3 protein-coding genes are annotated in these 19,316 nt (G+C 67.8%); all 3 read right to left on the reverse strand.

Going from position 1 to position 19,316, the window contains the following annotated elements:
• Nucleotides 1–17: 17 nt before the first annotated feature.
• A complete protein-coding gene (locus V6K52_RS19850; RefSeq protein ID WP_353951836.1) occupies nucleotides 18–6,407 on the reverse strand; it encodes a fibronectin type III domain-containing protein in 6,390 nt (2,129 codons plus the stop codon).
• Between the two features lie 30 nt (nucleotides 6,408–6,437).
• Nucleotides 6,438–12,833: a fibronectin type III domain-containing protein gene (locus V6K52_RS19855; protein WP_353951837.1), complete on the reverse strand. Its 6,396-nt coding sequence runs from the start codon at nucleotides 12,831–12,833 to the stop codon at nucleotides 6,438–6,440.
• A gap of 121 nt (nucleotides 12,834–12,954) precedes the next feature.
• Complete coding sequence (locus V6K52_RS19860; RefSeq protein WP_353951838.1) at nucleotides 12,955–19,206, reverse strand: fibronectin type III domain-containing protein; 6,252 nt, start codon at nucleotides 19,204–19,206, stop codon at nucleotides 12,955–12,957.
• Nucleotides 19,207–19,316 lie beyond the last annotated feature (110 nt).

The raw sequence follows: 19,316 nt of genomic DNA on the forward strand, positions 1-19,316 counted from the left end.
GTGCTCGAGCACCAGCATCACCACCGCGTTGACAGGACGAAGTTTCCTCCGGGACCAATGAACCTGATGTTGAGCGCGGTGCCGTGCTTGCGGACGAAGTAGTAGCCGTCCCACGTCCCGTTGCCGTTGCCGCCCACATTCAGTGGCGTTGTCGTGTTGAAGTTTCCTGGCTCTGAGCTGTGGTTGAAGATCACGTCGTAGGTGCCCGGCTTGAAGCCACTCACAGAGAACTTCACGCATGGCTGACCGCTCGGGCCCGAACATCCGCTCTTTGCGCGGGCGTCGGTGATCTGGGGATTGAAGGGCTCGTCCTCGGTCCTCGCCCCGACCCGGTTCGAGGGCTCACTCCAACCGGTCGGAGTCGCGTGCGAGCGCACCCGGATGTTGTAGTTCGTGGACCACTCGCCATTGTGCGTGTGTGACTGACGGTTGTCGGAGGCGACGAACGGTCCGTCGTTGATGCTCACCTGCACCCTGTCGATCGGGCGACCGTTCTCGCGCAGGTCCCAGCGCCAGGTCACGGCGCGCTTGTTGACCGAGACACTCACGTTGTTGGGTGTGAGCGAGTCACCGAACGGCGTCACCTGGTTGCTCGTCACATAGGCCGACTCCCGGCCCCCGGTGTTGAGCGTGCGGACGGTCACCGCCTGCGGGTTGATACCGGCGTTGGGGATCGAGAAGCTCACCGTCGTGTTGGCCGAACAGCCACACGGGTGGGTGCCCGCCTTGTTGCCCGACGTCCATCGGATGGCGGCGAAGCCACCCGAGCGAGACTCTCCCACAGCAACGCTCACGATGATCGTCTTGTCGGGTCGCGGGGTCTCCGCCCGCACCGATGGGGTGCTGGGGACGCCGACGGAGGTGTAGGTCCACGGGGTGCCCTTGGCCGACTCGAGGTCGGCACCGTTGGTCGCAGTCACGGTGTAGCCGTAGCGACGCCCGTCATAGGGGATGGTGTCGGCGAGCGTGCGGGTCTGTGCCCCGACCCTCCCGATCTGCGTCCAGCCGCCACCGTCGACATTGCGGAAGATCGTGTAGTGCTTGAGCGGCGGGCCGTTGGGGTTGGTCTGCTGGTTCCACGTCACGGTGACCGACTCCGAGTCGAATGCCGCTCCGGCACCTCGCGTCGCACCGTTGACGCCGGTGACTGCAGGTGGGGTGCCCGCCGACTGCATCTGGACGGCCGGCCCGAACGGACCGGCCCCGGCCTTGTTCCAGGCCTGGACGGCGACGGAGTAGGGCGTGTTGTTGTTGAGCCCGCCGGCGGTGGTGCTCGTGGCAGTCCCCGCCGCCTGGACGGTGCGGGGCGCAGAGCCCGAGCTCGTCGGGATGAGGCGCACGACGTATTTGGTGATCGCCGAGCCCTTGTTGGGTGCGGGCGACCAGGCGATGTTGAGGGTGCCGTCACCGCGAGAGACCATCCGCACGCCGGACGTTGCCTCGGGCTTGGTGTCGGGTTGGACGACGTTGCTCGACCCACTCGGCGGGCTGTCACCGATCGCGTTGGTGGCAACCACCGTGAACGTGTAGTCCTTGCCGTTGGTCAGCCCAGTCACCGTGCACGGCGACGAGGTGCAACGCAGGGTCCCGGAGCTGCCACCGGTCCACTTCATGGTGTAGTGCGAGATGGTGACGCCACCGTCATAGCTCGGCGCGACCCATGAGACGCGTGCCTGGCCACCGGCGATGCGGTCGGCCACGGCACTCACCCCGGTCGGAGCAATCGGTTTGCCGCGCATCGTCACGGTGACCCGACCGGCCGCCTGGCGACCAGGTCCGTCGGAGACGAGCAGCGAGATCGTGGCATTGGGGCTGGGCTGCTTCGTCGCGCGCAGGGTCAGGGTGCAACCACTGCGCGAGACCTCGATGCCGGTGCCGCTCTCGAGCGCGGCGGCCGCGATGGAGCACGACGGCTTCTCGAGTGGCGAGTCGAGATAGCGACTCACGTCGATCGATTCCGACTCACCCTCGTTGAGGCCGTCGACCTTGATCGGCCGAAGCCGCGGTGGGCCCAATGCAGCGGCAGCAGCGGCCGCGTCCTTGCCGCCGGCAGCGGCGGCGGCGGCAGCTGCCGCCCGCTCGGCGTCACTGTCTCCAGGACGTCCGAGGACCCGCACGGGGAACTTGACGGACGGCATACCCGGCGAGGTGACGGTGACCGAACCGGTCCCGGACGGCGCACGCTCACCGGCCTTCAGGCTGACGAGGCGCCCACCGGTCTCGGCCTGCTCGAGCTCCACATCCTTGGGCTCGGGGTCCCACTTGGCTTCGAACTTCACCTCGTCAAGATTCATGCCGACGGGAAGCCACGCCCGGCAGTAGGTCGGGATGTCGACCTCACGCGCGCGTCCACCAGCGGAGACCACCAGAGGAGTACCCGGGCAACGGAGCAACGGGACCTTGGGTCCGACCTGGATCGGAATCGAGACGTATGCCGTCCGCGCATCCTTTTCAGCGGCGCTCTGCTGATCGCTCACCTCGAGCATCAACGCGGCCGGGCCGATGTAGCCGCCACGCGAGGTGAGGGTGATCTCGTCCCGACCGTTTGCCCGGGCGGACACGGACTCGCCCGGCGATGCCGAGATCGTCGCGGCCGCGGTGATGCCGATGACCTTGCCGCGCGGTGACTTCACGTGATCGGCGAGGTTGACCGTCTTGGTCGAGTCCTTGTCCATCTCGATGAGCGTGCCCTCGACGACGAACGGGGCACCGTTGTCGCCGGCAGGCACATAGATCAACGCCAGGGCACGAGCCTGGTCGTCGTCCTCGATGACGTAGGGCACGGTCTGGGGGTGGTCGAGCAGGGTGACCCGGACCTTGCCGTTCTCGATCTTGCCCTGCGGCGAGAGCACTTCGACGATCTTGAGAGTGGCTGGGTCGGAGTCGATGTCAGTGTCGTTGGCGAGCACGTCCACGACCGATGTCGGCTCACCTGGAGTGGCCTTGGCGACGTCGTCCTGGGCGATCGGCGGGTTGATGTGGCCCTTGACGCCGCGCACGAGGACGGTGGTGCGCGACGGGTCGAAGATGCCGTTGTCGATGCCATAGACGAACTGGTGAGTGGGCGCCTCCGGCTCGGGCGTCACCGTCGTGATCGTGTTCTCGTCCTCGTCGACCTTCCATTGCTTCTGGAGGTCGCCGGGGTTGAGCGCCTTGTAGTCCAGGCGCACGGCGTCACCGCGAGCGATGAGGTCGTTGCGCAGGACGTGCGCCGTGACGCGCTTGCCCGGGGCTGCGACGACCTCGTCCTCGACGGCGACCGGTGGCTGCGGGTCGCCCGGGCGCACCACGCCGACGCGCACGAACGCCTGGCTCGTCGCACTGAAGCGGTCCTGCACCTCGTAGCGGATCAGCTCGGTTCCGGCCGCGTTGGGATAGGCCTCGTAGCGGATCGTCGACGGCCCGATCGAGACCACTCGACCGAACTTGAGGTCGAGCGCGTCGGCGTCCTTGCCGACGATCCCGCGCATCGTCACGGTGTCGCCGTCGGGGTCCACACCCGTCGACGGGATGGTCAGCGTGACCGACTCGCCGGACGTGACGGACCCGGAGAAGCTTCGTGCGATCGGCGCCTGGTTGGGCGTGGCCTTGGTCGGCAGCGGGTTGACGGTGACCGTCAACCGACCGGTCTTGGCGCGCTCGGGCGAACCCTCGGCATACGCCGCGTATTCGATGACGACGTCCTTGGGCGCAGGGAGGCCCTTGAACTCCGGGACGTAGCGGATGAGGTTGCCCGACGCGAACGCCCTCTTCTCGCCGCCGCTGATGACCTTGACGCTGCTGGGGTCGAGAACCAGTGGGATGCCGTCGGCCATGGTGTCGTTGTCGAGGACACTGACCGACACGCTGTCGGCCTCGCGCACCGTCGCGCTGTCGTCCTCGACGGTCGGGGCCGCCCCAGCGAGTGGTGGCCGCTGGACGACGTTGATGCGCCCCGTCGTGCGCTTGGTGCCGTCGCTGATCGTGTATTCGACCGTGCCCTGGCGACTGCCCTCACCACTGATCGGTGACGGCTCGAGGGCCTCGATCCGCACCCACCGACCCTGATAGATCGTCGGGCGCAGCCACGTGTTGTCGGTGTCGACAGCGGCGCTCTGCGTGACGATCACGTCCGCGCGAGGGCTGTAGTCATTGGCCAGGACATCAACGATGGTCGGCGACTGATCACGCAGCGTCGCACCGTCGGGCACGGCCACGGGCGGAGCCTCGGGATCGGCAGGTTCGACGACATCGATCCGGATGCGACCGGGCGCTACGGTCCCACCGGACTGCGCGGCATACGCCAATTCGGTTGTCCCGAGACCGTTTGGCGTGATGGTGACGACGCCGGTCGTCAGGTTGGTGTCGACGTCGAGCGGGCCCGACGGTGCGACCTCGCCCGCGAGGCGCATGCGCGCATCCGGATCGCCGGGGTCGGCGCCCGGGATGTCGTTGCCGAGCGGCTCGAGCTGGACCGGCTTGCCGAGGACTGCGCGCACGACGTCGGGCTGCGTCTTGGGCGGCACCGAATTCGGCTGCGCAAGGTCGAGGACGGTGAGGTTGACCTCGCCCTTGGAGCTCTGGCGCCCATCGTTGATCGCATACTCGACACTCGCCGAGCCCGGCTTGACGGGCGCGGTGATACCGATGCGGTTCTGGCCGTCGATGACCGTCTTCGGGTCGGTGCCGTCGACAGTCAGTGGGTCGCTCTCGCCGTCGCGCCAGTCCCCCAGGACCGAGGCGGCCACGCGGCCACCCGACACCACGGGATAGGTCGTCTTGGCGAGCTCGGCCTGACCATCGCGCAACTTCGGCGGAGTGTTGATCTCGTCGCCGACGACGGTGAGGACGATCTTGGCGCCGGCCTTCTCCTTGGCCTTGCCGTTGCTCACCTTGTAGGAGAACGTGATCGTCGTCGCCGACGGGCTGGCGGGCACGTTGACGTCGACCGTCTGGCCGTCGCTCGACACGGTGGCCGACACGTCGGAGGCGCTTGGCGCGGTGAGGTCCTTGGGGTCGATCGCGAGGATGGATCCCTTGGCGTCGGTGTCGTTGTCGAGCGGGTGGATCTTGCTCGTCCGGCCGGGGCGCACCCGCAGGTTGTCGGGGATCGCCTTGGGCGGCTGACTCACCTGCTGGTCGTCGACGACGTTCTCGTCCTTCTTGTCGTTGTCGTCGTCCTTCTTGGTCGGCGGGATGAGCGCGTCCCAGTTGTCGATCTTCTGCTTCGTCGAGTCGAGGTCCCAGACGTCGCCGGTGTCGAGGTGGTTGAGGACGATGTTGCCGCGGTTGACCCGCAGTGCGACACCGTCACGAACGACACCCTTGCCACCGCCGGCGAGCGTTCCGGCCGCCACCGGAGAGGTACGTCCGCAGTTGGCTCCATAGAAGACGTTGCCGGTCTCGGCCCATGCGGCGTGGACGCAGCCACGCAGGACAACGGGCCGGGTGACGATGGGTGGATCGACCGAGCGGTTGGCCTGCTCCTGGACCTCGACACCGCCGACACCGTCACCGCCGTCCAGCTTGACGGGCCGGGCTGTGGCCACGTTGGCGATGACCACCGTGTCAGCGCTCGGGCCGGGCTGCTGAAGTGCGGCGTATGCCGGACCGTCACCGAGCGCTGCACTGGCGCTGATCGGCTCGTCACGTCCCTCGACATGGAGCTCGTCCTTGGTGGGGTCATAGAGGACCCACGTGTCGCCGACAGCCGTGACGTCCAGGATCGGGGCCCGCACTGCCGTCGTCACGGTCACCGGCTTGGCCAGACCCTTGCCGACCGGGGCGATGGTCACGACGCGACCGGTCGTGCCCGACGCCGCGATGACGTTGCCCGAGGTGTCGACGGCGATCGAGGCGTTGCCACCAATGGTCGCCAACGGCTTCGCGGTGGAGCTGATGCCCTGCAGGGACTCGATGCCGTCCTTGGTGTCGACCCGCTGGGCCCACACCTTGCCGGTCTTGGGGTCGACGGTGGCGATGGTGCCGGCACGCAGATCGACGGTCGACGGCTCAAAGTTGCCGGCGTCGCTGCGTGGCCTCACGGGGGCCGACGCACCGGACTCCTGCGACGTCGCCGTCCTGACATCGATCGGCAGGAGGGTGTTGCCCGTGGCCACGCCGACGACGGCGGCGCCGTCCTGGAGGATGTCGACCTTGGAGCCGTCGGCCAGTGCCGTCGAGACACCGGCGTCGAGCTGTTTGGCCTGGGTGTTGAGTCGGGCGAACTTCGCCAGGGCCGACGACGAGACCCAGACGCCACCGTCGCCGACATCGGCCTCGTGAACGGTCGAACCCTGGCTGGTCACGGCGGCATACGTCAGCGTGGACGCGACAATGACGACAGCGCCGATGGACGCCATCCCACGACGGCGTTGTGCCGTGCGACGGGCTCTGTGGCTCAGGCCCATGACTTCACCCTCACGCATGGGACGGCCTTCCTGTCAGATCTGGACGCATCAGTACGGAGCCCGCCAAGCCCCAGAGGCGGTGGCCGGTTGGGGACCGGGGCCGCCCCACATGCTCACCTCAACCCGCACGATGTCCTTGGAGAAGATGCACCAGAGGGAAGGCCTTCCGTCGTTGCCGCTCCCATCGACAATGAAGGACTTGTTTGCCGTGCTCAACCTTTGACCGGAGGCAGTGATGCCGTCGCAAGTGTAGTTCCAGGAGGAGTTGGGGGGGAAGTTTGTCACGTCGAAGTCGACCTTGGGGCAACCCTTGGTGGGGTCCGCACACGGACCCGTCCCCTGGCCCGTCGTGTCGTAGCCAAGGTCGGGGGTTGGCCGGACATTGCTGATCACTGGCTGCGGCGGGTCATCGGTGCGACGGGTCATCGTGAGTGCCGACGAGTCCCCACCGGCGGAGACTGCCACGATCTGGATCGTCACGTTCTGTGAGTAGTTGGCCGCGGTGACCGAGGTGGACGTGATCGGCTGGCCGTCGTAGGTCTTGTCGCCGCTGATCTTCACTGCGGTGATCGGTCTCCCGTTGGTCGGGAGGTCCCAGGTGAACGTCACCGTCTTGCCCGACGCGGAACTACTGCTGGCCACCGGGGTTGGCGTCTTGCCGTAGGGCTGGACGGAGTTGCTGCGCGCAGGGTTCGACGAACGGGTGCCGTTGCTGGTCGTCACCGTGAAGGTTTGGTCGACCGTGCGGAGCTGCCCGGTCGCGATGGTCACCTGGCCACCCGCGGGACAGGACCCGCATGAGTAGGTGCCCGAGCCGCCGGCCGAGGACGACCAGCGCACGCTCGTGAATCTGCCGGCGCGGGGCTGCCCGAGGCTGACGGTGAGCTGAACCTGCTCGTCATTGGTCGGGGTGGCGGCGCTGACCGAAGGATTGGAGGGCTGGCCGATCGAAGTGAAGGACTGGACGGCGCTGTTGGGTGAGGTGAGGTCTGCGCCGTTGGTCGCGGTGACGACGTAGTCGTACTTGCGGCCGTCGTACTGGACTTGGTCGGTGGAGCGGGTCGTCGTGGGGCCCACGGTCTTGAGGTCAGCCCAGGCGCCGCCGTTGACGCGGCGCTTGACGGTGTAGTTCTTGAGCGGTGGGCCGTTGGGGCTGGTCGTGTTCCAGGACAGCGTGATCGCGGCGAGGCTCTTGTTGGCTCCGGGACCGTCCGGGGTCGCCTTGAAACCAGCGGGGGGCGGGGGCGTCCCTGCCGACTGCATGGTGGTGGCGGTCCCGAACGGACCTGGTCCGGCCTCGTTGTAGGCCTGGGCCGCGACGGCGTACTGGCTCATGTTGTTGAGGCCGGTCACCGTCGTCGACGTCGCGGGGGCGGCCACCTCGACGGTGCGGGGCGTGCCACCGCTCGTGGGGACGAGACGCAGGACGTACTTGGACACGGGCGAGCCCTTGTTCTCGGGCGGGGTCCAGTTGATCGTGAGTGAGCCGTCGCCGCGGCTGGCCATCGTCACGCCGTTCACCGGGCCGGGCTTGGTGTCGGGCCGGGCAGCGTTGCTCTGCGCACTGGGATCACCTTCGCCGACAACATTGGTCGCGGTGATCGTGAAGAAGTAGTCCTTGCCGTTCGTGAGCCCGTCGATCGTGCACGGTGAGGCCGAGCACTCAAGGCTCCCGGTCGAGCCACCGGTCCACTTGGCGGTGTAGGTGCGGATCGGGGCGCCGCCGTCATAGGCCGGTGCCGACCAGCTCACGCGCGCTCGCCCGCCAGCATCCCGATCGGCCTGTGCCGCAACGCTGGTCGGCGGGTCAGGTCGGCCAAGCATCGTCACACTGACGGCACCGTTGGCCGTGCGACCGGGTGCGTCGGACACGCTGATCGCCACCCGACCGATGGGGCTCGGCTTCGGTCCCGCCGAGACCGTGATCGAGCAACCATCACGCGTGACCGTGAGGCCCTGGCCGCTCGTGACCGACGCCGCGTCAACCGAGCACTTCGCGTCCTGGAGGGGGGAGTCGAGATAGGAGCGGATGTCGACCTCCTGGCTCTTGCCCTCTTCAAGCCCATTGACGGTGATGGGTCGCAGCCGCGGAGGGGGCATGTTGGCGAGCGGATCCGTCACGCCGACCTGCTCAGCGGGCTGGCCGACCACTGTCACGTTGACGACACCAGTCACGTCAGAGCCTCGCACGCCGACGCGCACCACGCCCTTGCCCGAACGTGCCCCCGATCCGGCACTGAGAGTGACGACCCGTTCGCGGGTGCCGCTGCGCTTGAGTTCGACGTCGGCAGCCTCTTTCTCCCAGTCGGAGGTGAAGGTGACGTCGTCCATCGTCATGCCCACCGGCAGCCAGGTCCGGCAGAGCGTGGGAATGTCCAGCGCGCGCGGAAGTCCGCCGGCGAGCACCGTCACCGCGGTCGTCGGGCAGCGCAGAAGCGGAACCTTCGGTCCGATCTGCACCGGAACCGAGACGTATGCCGTGTGGACGTCCTTCTGGTCGTCGCTCATCTGGTCGGTGACCTCGAACATCACCGACGCCGGCCCGACATAACCGCCCGAAGAGGTGAGGTTCAACGTGCCGTCGGCGTCGGCGGTCAGGGTGATGTTCTTGGCCGGGGCCGCAGAGATGGTGCTGGCCGAGGTGATGCCCAGGGTCCGGCTCTGCGGCGACTTCACGTAGTCGCCGAGCTTGACCGTCTTGGTGGAGTCCTTGTCCATCTCAATGAGGGCGCCCTCGACGACGAACGGTGTTCCGCCCGTTCCACGTGGAACGTGGATGACGGCCATCGCCCGGGCGCCGTCCTCGTCCTCGATGACGTAGGGCGCGGTGTAGGGATGGTCGAGGACCGTGACTTCGACCTTGGAGCCAACGATCCTGGCGTTCGGGGAGAGCACTTCTGCGACCTTGAGCGTGGCCGGATCCGAGTCGATGTCGGTGTCGTTCGCCAGCACGTCGACTGTGGTCGCGGCCACGCCCGGCTTGGGCTTGGCGACGTCGTCGATCGCGGTCGGTGGGTTGACCCAGTCCTTCTGGCCGCGCACGAGAAGGCTGGCCCGGGACGGGTCGAAGAGACCGTTGGTGATGCCATAGACGAAGTCGTGGACCGGTGCACCCTCGGCGGGGACCTTGGTCGAAACCGTCTGATCGTCGGCGTCGACCTTCCACTGCGACTTCTCGGAGTCGGGGTTGAGCTCTTCGTGCTCGAGCTCGACGGAATCCCCACGGGCGATGAGGTCGTTGGCCGTCACGGGCACGGTCACGGTCTTGCCCGGAGCAGCCGTCACCGAGTCGTCGATCGCCACCGGTGGTTGGGCATCGCCTGGCGCGACGACCCCGATGCGAACGAAGGCCCGGCTCACGCCGCCGAAGCGGTCGACCACCTCATAGTTGATGACCTCAGTGCCCGAGGCCGTCGGGAAGGACTCGTAGCGAATCGTCGACGGGCCAGTCGACACGACCCGCCCCAGGGTGAGGTTCACCGGTCCACCGTTCGTCCCCACGACACCGGTCACCCCGACCGTGTCGCCGTCTGGGTCCACACCCGAAGTCGGGACCGTGATTGTCAGCGGGTCCCCGGCTGTCACCGACGATGAGAAGCTGCGCGCAACAGGAACCTGGTTGGGGTTGGCCGTGGTCGGCAGGGGCCGGACACGCACGGCGATCCGGCCGGTCTGGGCGCGCTCCGGCATACCTTCGGGGTAGGCGGCGTACTCGACGGTGACCGGCTGCTCAGCCGTGAGCTTGTCCTGCCAGGGCACGAACCGCACGACGTTGCCGGACGCGAAGGCCGACTGCTGGACGTCCTTGCCAAGGACCTTGACGCTGGTGGGGTCGATCTTCAGCGGGATGCCGTCGGCCATCGTGTCGTTGTCGAGGACGGGAACGGCCACGGTGTCGCCCTCGCGCACGACCGCCGTGTCGTCCTCGACCACCGGATTGAGATCCAGCGAGGGCTTCTGCGTCACGGTGACCTCACCAGTCGCCTTCTTGGCCCCGTCGCTCACGGTGTAGCGAATCGTCCCGCGACGCGTGGCATCGGCGGCGCCACCAGCAGGCTCGAGAGCCACGATCCGGATCCAGCGTCCCTGATAGATCGACGCCTGCAGCCACGAGTCATCGCTCGTGGCTGGGGTCGCACCCTGGGTGACGAGGACGTCGGCCCGAGGGCTGTAGTCATTGGCCAGCGGGTCCACCAACGTCGGCGACTGGTCGCGCAATGTCCCCGTGTCACTGACCGCCACCGGTGGTGCGTCCGGGTCGGCAGCGTCGATGACGTCCACCCTGATCCGACCCGGTGCGACGCCACCACCGACCTGCGCGGCATACGAGAGCTCGAAGGTTCCCGCGGCGGAGGGCGTGACGGTCACGACGTTGGTGTCGAGGTTCGTGTCAACGGTCAGGGCACCGGTCGCCCGGACCTCACCGGCGAGGTGCATCTCGTCGTCCGGGTCACTCGGGTCCGCGCCGGCGATGTCGTTGCCCAGCGGCTCGATCTGCAGCGATTTGCCCACGACACCACGGATGACGTCGGGCTGCGTGACCGGCGGTCGGGCACGCGTCTCGGTCAGCGCGATGACCTCCACCGGCACTTCGCCCTTGGTCCGCCCACCCCGTCCGTCATCGACGGCGTAGTCGATCTGGGCCTTGCCTGGAGTCGGCGGCGCGAGGTAGGCCAACCGCCCCTGACCGTCGATGCTCAGCGACTCGCCTTCGACGTTGGCAATGACGGCATCCGATTCAGGATCACGCCAGTCAGCAATCACTGGGACGGCCAGGCGGTTCCCGGCAAGAACGGGGTATGCCGTCTTGGCCAGCTTCGCCTGCCCCTCCCGAAGGAACGGGGCGTTGTTGGTGGTCTCTGCCGCGATGTTGACCTTGACGGTTGCGCGCGCCTTGGCCTTCACCTTGCCGTTGCCCACGAGATAGGTGAACTGGAACGGCGCGGCCGTGCCCGAAGGAACGACGACGTCGATGCTCTGACCGTCGGCGGAGACGGAGGGGCGGATGTCGGGATTCGAGGTGGCGCTCACGTCCCGCGGGTCGATCGCCAGGACCGAACCCGCGGCGTCGGTGTCGTTGTCCAGGACGTGCAGCTTGCTCGTGCGTCCTGGCCGGACGGTGAGGTTGTCCGGCTTGGCCGTCGGCGGCTGCTGGGCCACGGCATCGTCGACGAGGTTCTTGTCCTTCTTCTTGTTGTCCTCGTCGCGCTGTGGTGGTGGGATCAGCGCGTCCCAGTTGTCGATCTTCTGTTTGTCGCGTTGGACGTCCCAGGCGGAACCGTTGTCGAGGTCGTTGAGGACGATGACGCCACGGTTGACCCGGAAGGCGACACCATCTCGCAAGGGGGTCTCGCTGACGTTGTCGATGGTGCCCGTCGGGACCGGTTGCTCACGACCACAGTTGACGCCATAGAAGACCTTGCCGGCCTCAGACCACGCACCGTGGACGCAGCCACGCAGCACGACCGGGCGAGCGGGGAGCGGCACGCCGCCGCTGCGGTTCATCTGCTCGGCGACCTCGATGCCACCCTGTCCGACGCCACTCCCGAGACCCACCATGTGCAATCCGCTGCCACCGGACAGGGCCACAGAGTCGGCCGTCGGCCCAGGAAGCTGCACCGCGGCATACGCCTTCTGGCCTTCGGCCGGAGCGAATCCGGCCGGGATGCCATCCGCGTGACCGCTGCTGTGGACGGCGTCCCGCTCCGGGTCATAGACCGCCCAGACCGACCCCAGTGCCGTCACCTGCAGGAGGCTGCCCTTGGCGCCACTGGGCTCAGTGACCGGCTTGGTGAAAGCCCGACCACTCGGGCGGATCGTGGTGACCGTGCCCCTGGCGCCGGACGCGACATGCACCGAGCCGTCCTCACCGACAGCCAGGACGGCATCGGCACCGGCGGTGGCCAACGGCTTCGCGCCGGTGCCCAGACCCGAGAGGTTCTCGATGCCCTTGCGAGCATTCACCCGCTGGGCCCAGACCTTGCCGGTCTTGGGGTCAACGGCCGCGATGGTGCCACCGCGCAGGTCGACAAGAGTGGGGCTGATCCGGCCCGGCTCGCGCGAAGGAACGGCCGGTGCGGTTGCCGTCTCCTCACGGAACTGAGCCGTCGCCACATCGATCGGCTGCAACTGGGCCGTGGCCTTGGACCAGGCGATCACGGCCGACCCGTCCTGCAGGACATCGAGACCCGAGCCGGGCGCGACATCAGCCGCGACACCAGCGTCGAGCTGAGCAGCCACCTTGTTGAGCCGGCCGAACTTCGCCTGCACATCAGACGTGATCCACACACCACCGTCACCAACATCGGCCTCGTGGACCGTCGAGCCCTGACTGGTCACCGCGGCATACGTCAGCGTCGAGGCAGCAATGACGACGACGCCGATGGAGGCGATCCCTCGGCGTCCCCGCGTCGCCCCGGCGACCCGACGTGCTCTGCGTTTCATGACGTCCCCTCACTCGCCCCATGGGCGAGTGTCCCCTTCCGATCCGATGAAGCATCCCACGACCAGCCGTGGAGGGGGATGGGGAGAACTGCCCGGCAGCTTCTCTGCACAGCGCTGCTCATCAGAACGGCGACCATGGCGAGTACACATGCTGATCGCCAATCCAGAGGTGCATCCTGACCTGACCGACACCACCGCGAGCGAAGAGGCAATAACGCCGCATCGTCACTCCACTGCCGGAGGCGTCGATCACGGCGGGACGGGACGTGGAATTGCCCGCCCGCTCGGACTCACACACCGCGTTCCACGTGGTGTTGGGCGGGAAGTTGCGAACGCTGTAGTTCACCTTCGGGCACGTCGAGGTTCGACAGGTTCCGACCCCAACGGGGTCGTTGTACTCCTCCGGGCTCGGCCCGACGTTGTAGATCTCCGGCGCCGGCGGATCAGCGGTGCGACGGGTCATGGTGAGGACCGGTGACGCACCACCAGCGGAATAGGCCGTGATGGAGATCGTGAGGTCCTGGGCGAAGTTGCCGCTGGCCGAGATCGATGTGATCGGACCGCCGTCGTGGTTCGCCGCGCCGGTGACCGTCACGCGCTCGATCGGGCGACCGTTCGTTGGCAGGCTCCACTGGTAGGTCACGGTCTGGCCGGACGTCGTGCCGCCGTTGTCCACCGGCTGAGGCGTCGCGCCATATGGCTGGACCGAGTTGCTCCGCGCGGGGTTCGACGAGCGGGTGCCGTTGGTCGTCGTCACCGTGAAGGTCTGGTCGACCGTGCGCAGTTGACCGGTCAGGATCGTCACCTGGCCCCCTGCGGGACAGGACCCACATGAGTGCGTGCCGGACGCGCCGGTCGACGACTCCCACCGGACCGACGCGAAGCCGCCCGCGCGGGGCTGCCCGAGGCTGACGGTGAGCCGCACCTTCTCATCGTTGTTGGGGGTGGCGGCCGTCACCGAAGGATTGGAGGGCTGGCCGATCGAGGTGAAGGACTGGGCGGCGCTGTTGGGTGAGGTGAGGTCTGCACCGTTGGTCGCGGTGACGACGTAGTCGTACTTGCGCCCGTCGTACTGCACCTGGTCGGTAGCCCGAGTCGTCGAGGCCGGGACGGTCTTGAGGTCAGCCCAGGCGCCGCCGGTGACCCGACGTTTGACGGTGTAGTTCTTCAGCGGCGGGCCGTTGGGGCTGGTCGTGTTCCAGGACAGGGTGATCGCGGCGAGGCTCTTGTTGGCTCCGGGACCATCAGGGGTCGCTTTGAATCCGCCTGGAGGTGGCGGGTTTCCGGCGGACTGCATCGTTGTCGCCGTGCCGAACGGACCTGGTCCGGCCTCGTTGTAGGCCTGGGCCGCGACGGCATACTCACTCATGTTGTTGAGCCCGGTCACGGTCGTCGACGTGGCTGGCGCGGCAACCTCGACGGTGCGGGGCGTGCCACCGCCCGTGGGAACGAGACGCAGGACGTACTTCGACACGGGCGAGCCCTTGTTCTCTGGGGGACTCCACCGGATCGTCAGCGAACCGTCGCCGCGGCTGGCCATCGTCACGCCGTTCACCGGGCCGGGCTTGGTGTCGGGCCGGGCAGCGTTGCTCTGCGCACTGGGATCACCTTCGCCGACAACGTTGGTCGCGGTGATCGTGAAGAAGTAGTCCTTGCCGTTCGTGAGCCCGTCGATGGTGCACGGTGAGGCCGAGCACTCAAGGCTGCCGGTCGACCCGCCCCTCCATTTGGCGGTGTAGGTGCGGATCGGGGCGCCGCCGTCATAGGCCGGTGCCGACCAGCTGACCCGGGCTCGACCGCCAGCGTCCCGATCGGCCTGTGCCGCAACGCTGGTCGGCGGGTCAGGTCGGCCAAGCATCGTCACACTGACGGCACCGTTGGCCGTGCGACCCGGGGCGTCCGACACGCTGATCGCGACCCGACCGATGGGGCTCGGCTTCGCTCCAGCGTAGACCGTGATGGAACAACCATCACGCGTGACCGTCAGGCCCTGACCGCTCGTGACCGACGCTGCGTCGACGGAGCACTTTGCATCCTGGAGCGGGGAGTCGAGATAGGAACGGATGTCGACCTGCTGGCTGTCGCCCTCCTGGAGTCCGTTGACGGTGATGGGTCGCAGCCGCGGCGGGGGCATGTTGGCGAGCGGATCCTCCACGCTGGCCTGCTCAGTGGGCTGGCCGAGGACCGTGACGTTCACCGATGCGGTGATGTCGGACTCGCGAACCCCGACGCGCACCACGCCCTTGCCCGATCGAGCACCCGACCCTGCACTCAACGTCACGATGCGCTCCCCGGAACCACTCCGCTTGAGCTCGACGTCAGAGGCCTCGCGTTCCCACCCGGACGTGAAGACGATGTCGTCCATAGTGAGACCGACGGGAAGCCAGACTCGGCAGAGCGTGGGGATGTCGAGGGCACGCGGGAGCCCGCCCGCGAGAACCGTGATGGCCGTGCTCGGGCAGCGCAGGAGCGGAACCTTGGGTCCGATCTGCACCGGAACCGAGACGTATGCCGTGTGGACGTCCTTCTGGTCATCACTCATCTGGTCGGTGACCTCGAACATCACCGACGCCGGCCCGACATAACCACCGGACGACGTGAGGTTCAACGTGCCGTCGGCGTCGGCGGTCAGGGTGAGGTTCTTGGCCGGGGCCGCAGAGATGGTGCTGGCCGAGGTGATGCCCAGGGTCCGGCTCTGCGGCGACTTCACGTAGTCGCCGAGCTTGACCGTCTTGGTGGAGTCCTTGTCCATCTCGATGAGGGCGCCCTCGACGACGAACGGTGTTCCGCCCGTTCCACGTGGAACGTGGATGACGGCCATCCCTCTGGCGCCGTCCTCGTCCTCGATGACGTAGGGCGCGGTGTAGGGGTGGGCGAGGACGGTGACCTCGACCTTCGACCCGACGATCTTGGCATTGGGTGACAACACCTCGACGACTTTGAGGGTCGCGGGGTCGGAGTCGATGTCGGTGTCGTTGGCCAACACGTCCACCGCGGTCGAGGCCTCGCCACCCTTGGGCTTGGCGACGTCGTCGGTGGCGGTCGGCGGGTTCAGGTAGTCCTTCTGACCACGCACGAGCAGGCTCGCCCGGGACGGGTCAAAGAGACCGTTGGTGATGCCATAGACGAAGTCGTGAACCGCGGCCCCTTCCTCCGGGACCTTGGTCGACACGGTCTGGTCGTCGGCGTCGACCTTCCACTGCGACTTCTCGGAGTCGGGGTTGAGCTTTTCGTGTTCGAGCTCGACCGAGTCCCCGCGCGCGATGAGGTCGTTGGCGGTGATCGGGACCGTGACGGTCTTGCCGGGGGCCGCGGTCACGGAGTCGTCGATCGCCACGGGTGGCTGGGCATCTCCCGGTGCCACGACTCCGATGCGAACGAACGCCCGGCTCACGCCACCGAAGCGGTCGACCACCTCATAGTTGATGACCTCAGTGCCCGAGGCGGTGGGAAAGGATTCGTATCTGATCGTCGACGGTCCGGTCGCGACCACTCGGCCGAGCGCAAGGTTGACCGGGCCGCCATTGGTCCCGACGACACCGGTCACCCCGACCGTGTCGCCATCCGGGTCCACACCGGACGTCGGGACCGTGATCGTGAGTGGGTCACCGGCCGTGACCGAGGACGAGAAGCTGCGCGCGACCGGCACCTGGTTGGGGTTGGTCGTGGTCGGCAGGGGACGGACGCGCACGGCGATGCGGCCGGTCTGGGCGCGCTCCGGCATACCTTCGGGGTAGGCGGCGTACTCGACGGTGACCGGTTGCTCGGTCGTGAGCTTGTCCTGCCAGGGCACGAACCGCACGACGTTGCCGGACGCGAAGGCCGACTGCTGGACGTCCTTGCCGAGGACCTTGACGCTGGTGGGGTCGATCTTCAGCGGGATGCCGTCGGCCATCGTGTCGTTGTCGAGCACTGACACCGCGACCGTGTCGCCCTGGCGCACGACAGCAGAGTCGTCCTCGACGACAGGGTTGAGGTCCAGTGGCGGCCGCTGCGTCACGGTCACCTCGCCGGTCGCCTTCTTGGCCCCGTCGCTCACGGTGTAGCGGATGGTGCCTCTGCGGGTGGAGTCAGTGGCGCCGCCCGCGGGTTCAAGGGCCACGATCCGGATCCAGCGTCCCTGATAGATCGACGCCTGCAGCCACGAGTCATCGCTCGTGGAACCGGTTGCCCCCTGGGTGACGAGGACGTCGGCCCGAGGGCTGTAGTCATTGGCCAGCGGGTCCACCAAGGTCGGCGACTGGTCACGCAGCGTCGCCGTGTCCCCGACTGCCACCGGTGGTGCGTCCGGGTCGGCAGCGTCGATGACGTCCACCCTGATCCGACCCGGTGCGACGCCACCCCCGACCTGCGCCGCGTAGGACAGCTCAAAGGTTCCGGCGCCCGAGGGCGTGACCGTCACGACGTTGGTGTCGAGGTTGGTGTCAACGGTCAGGGCACCGGTCGCCCGGACCTCACCGGCGAGGTGCATCTTGTCGTCCGGGTCACTCGGGTCCGCGCCGGCGATGTCGTTGCCCAGCGGCTCGATCTGCAAGGACTTCCCGACAACGCCACGGATGACATCAGGCTGCGTGACCGGCGGTCGGGCACGCGTCTCGGTGAGAGCGATGACCTCCACAGGCACGACGCCCTTGGTGCGCCCGCCCCGCCCGTCATCGACGACATAGTCGATCTGGGCCTTCCCAGGAGTCGGCGGCGCGAGGTAGGCCAGCCGCCCCTGACCGTCGATGCTCAGCGAGTCGCCGTCGACCGTCGTGAGGACCGGGTCGGCCTCGGGGTCACGCCAGTCGGAGATGACCGGAACCGCGAGTCGCTTGCCGGCAAGAACGGGGTATGCCGTCTTGGCCAGCTTCGCCTGCCCCTCCCGCAAGAAGGGTGCGTTGTTGGTGTCCTCTGCCGCGATGTTGACCTTGACCGCAGCGCGCGCCTTGGCCTTCACCTTGCCGTTGCCCACGAGATAGGTGAACTGGAACGGCGCCGTCGCACCGGCGGGCACGGTGACGTCGATGCTCTGACCGTCGGCGGAGACGGAGGGGCGGATGTCGGGATTCGAGGTGGCGCTCACGTCGCGCGGGTCGATCGCCAGGACCGAACCCGCAGCGTCGGTGTCGTTGTCGAGGACGTGCAGCTTGCTCGTGCGTCCTGGCCGGACGGTGAGGTTGTCGGGCTTGGCCGTCGGTGGCTGCTGGGCCACGGCATCGTCGACGAGGTTCTTGTCCTTCTTCTTGTTGTCCTCGTCGCGCTGGGGTGGCGGGATGAGCGCGTCCCAGTTGTCGATCTTCTGCTTGTCGCGTTGGACGTCCCAGGCGGAGCCGTTGTCGAGGTCGTTGAGGACGATCACGCCGCGGTTGACCCGGAAAGCGACACCATCTCGCAGGGGGGTCTCGCTGACGTTGTCGATGGTGCCCGTCGGGACCGGTTGCTCGCGACCACAGTTGACGCCATAGAAGACCTTGCCGGCCTCGGACCACGCACCGTGAACACAACCAGCAAGCACCACCGGGTGGGCCGGAAGGGGGACCGCTCCGCTGCGGTTCATCTGCTCTGCGACCTCTATGCCGCCGCGCGCAGCACCGCCACCGAGTTGGACCATGTTCAGTCCACTCCCACCGGACAGCGCCACGGAGTCGGCCTTGGGCCCAGGGAGCTGCACCGCGGCATACGCGCGTTGGCCCTGCGTCGACGCAAATCCCGCAGGGACGCCATCGGTGCGACCGCTGCTGTGGACGGCATCCCGCGCAGGGTCATAGACCGCCCAGGCCGACCCCAGTGCCGTGACCTGGAGCAGGCTGCCCTTGGCTGCACTCGGCTCAGTGACCGGCTTGGCGAAGAGGCGACCACTCGGGCGGATCGTCGTGACCGTGCCCTTGGCGCCCGACGCAACATGCACCGCACCGTCCTCACCCACAGCCAGGACGGCATCGGCCCCGACGGTGGCCAACGGCTTCGCGCCGGTGCCCAGACCCGAGAGGTTCTCGATGCCCTTGCGGGCGTCGACGCGCTGAGCCCAGACCTTGCCGGTCTTGGGGTCGACAGCTGCGATCGTTCCGCCCCGCAGATCCACGAGGGTGGGCAGGATGCGACCGGGTTCGCGGGACGGGACAGCAGGTGCGGTCGCGGTCTCCTCACGGAACTGAGCCGTGGCCACATCGATCGGCTGCAACTGGGCGGTGGCCTTGGACCAGGCGATCACGGCCGATCCGTCCTGCAGGACGTCGAGGCCAGAGCCGGGCGCAACATCAGCAGCGACACCGGCGTCGAGCTGAGCAGCCGCCTTGTTGAGCCGGCCGAACTTCGCCTGCACGTCAGACGTGATCCACACTCCACCGTCACCGACGTCAGCCTCGTGGACCGTCGACCCCTGGGAGGTCACCGCCGCGTATCCCATGGTCGAGGCCGCCAGGACGACCACTGCAGTCGAGGCGATGCGCCCACGGCTCCGCCCCCGACGCGAAGCCCGCGTCACAGGGGTGGAGCGGGTGG

It is taken from the genome of Knoellia sp. S7-12, from assembly GCF_040518285.1.
In the GTDB taxonomy this organism is placed as follows: domain Bacteria; phylum Actinomycetota; class Actinomycetes; order Actinomycetales; family Dermatophilaceae; genus Knoellia.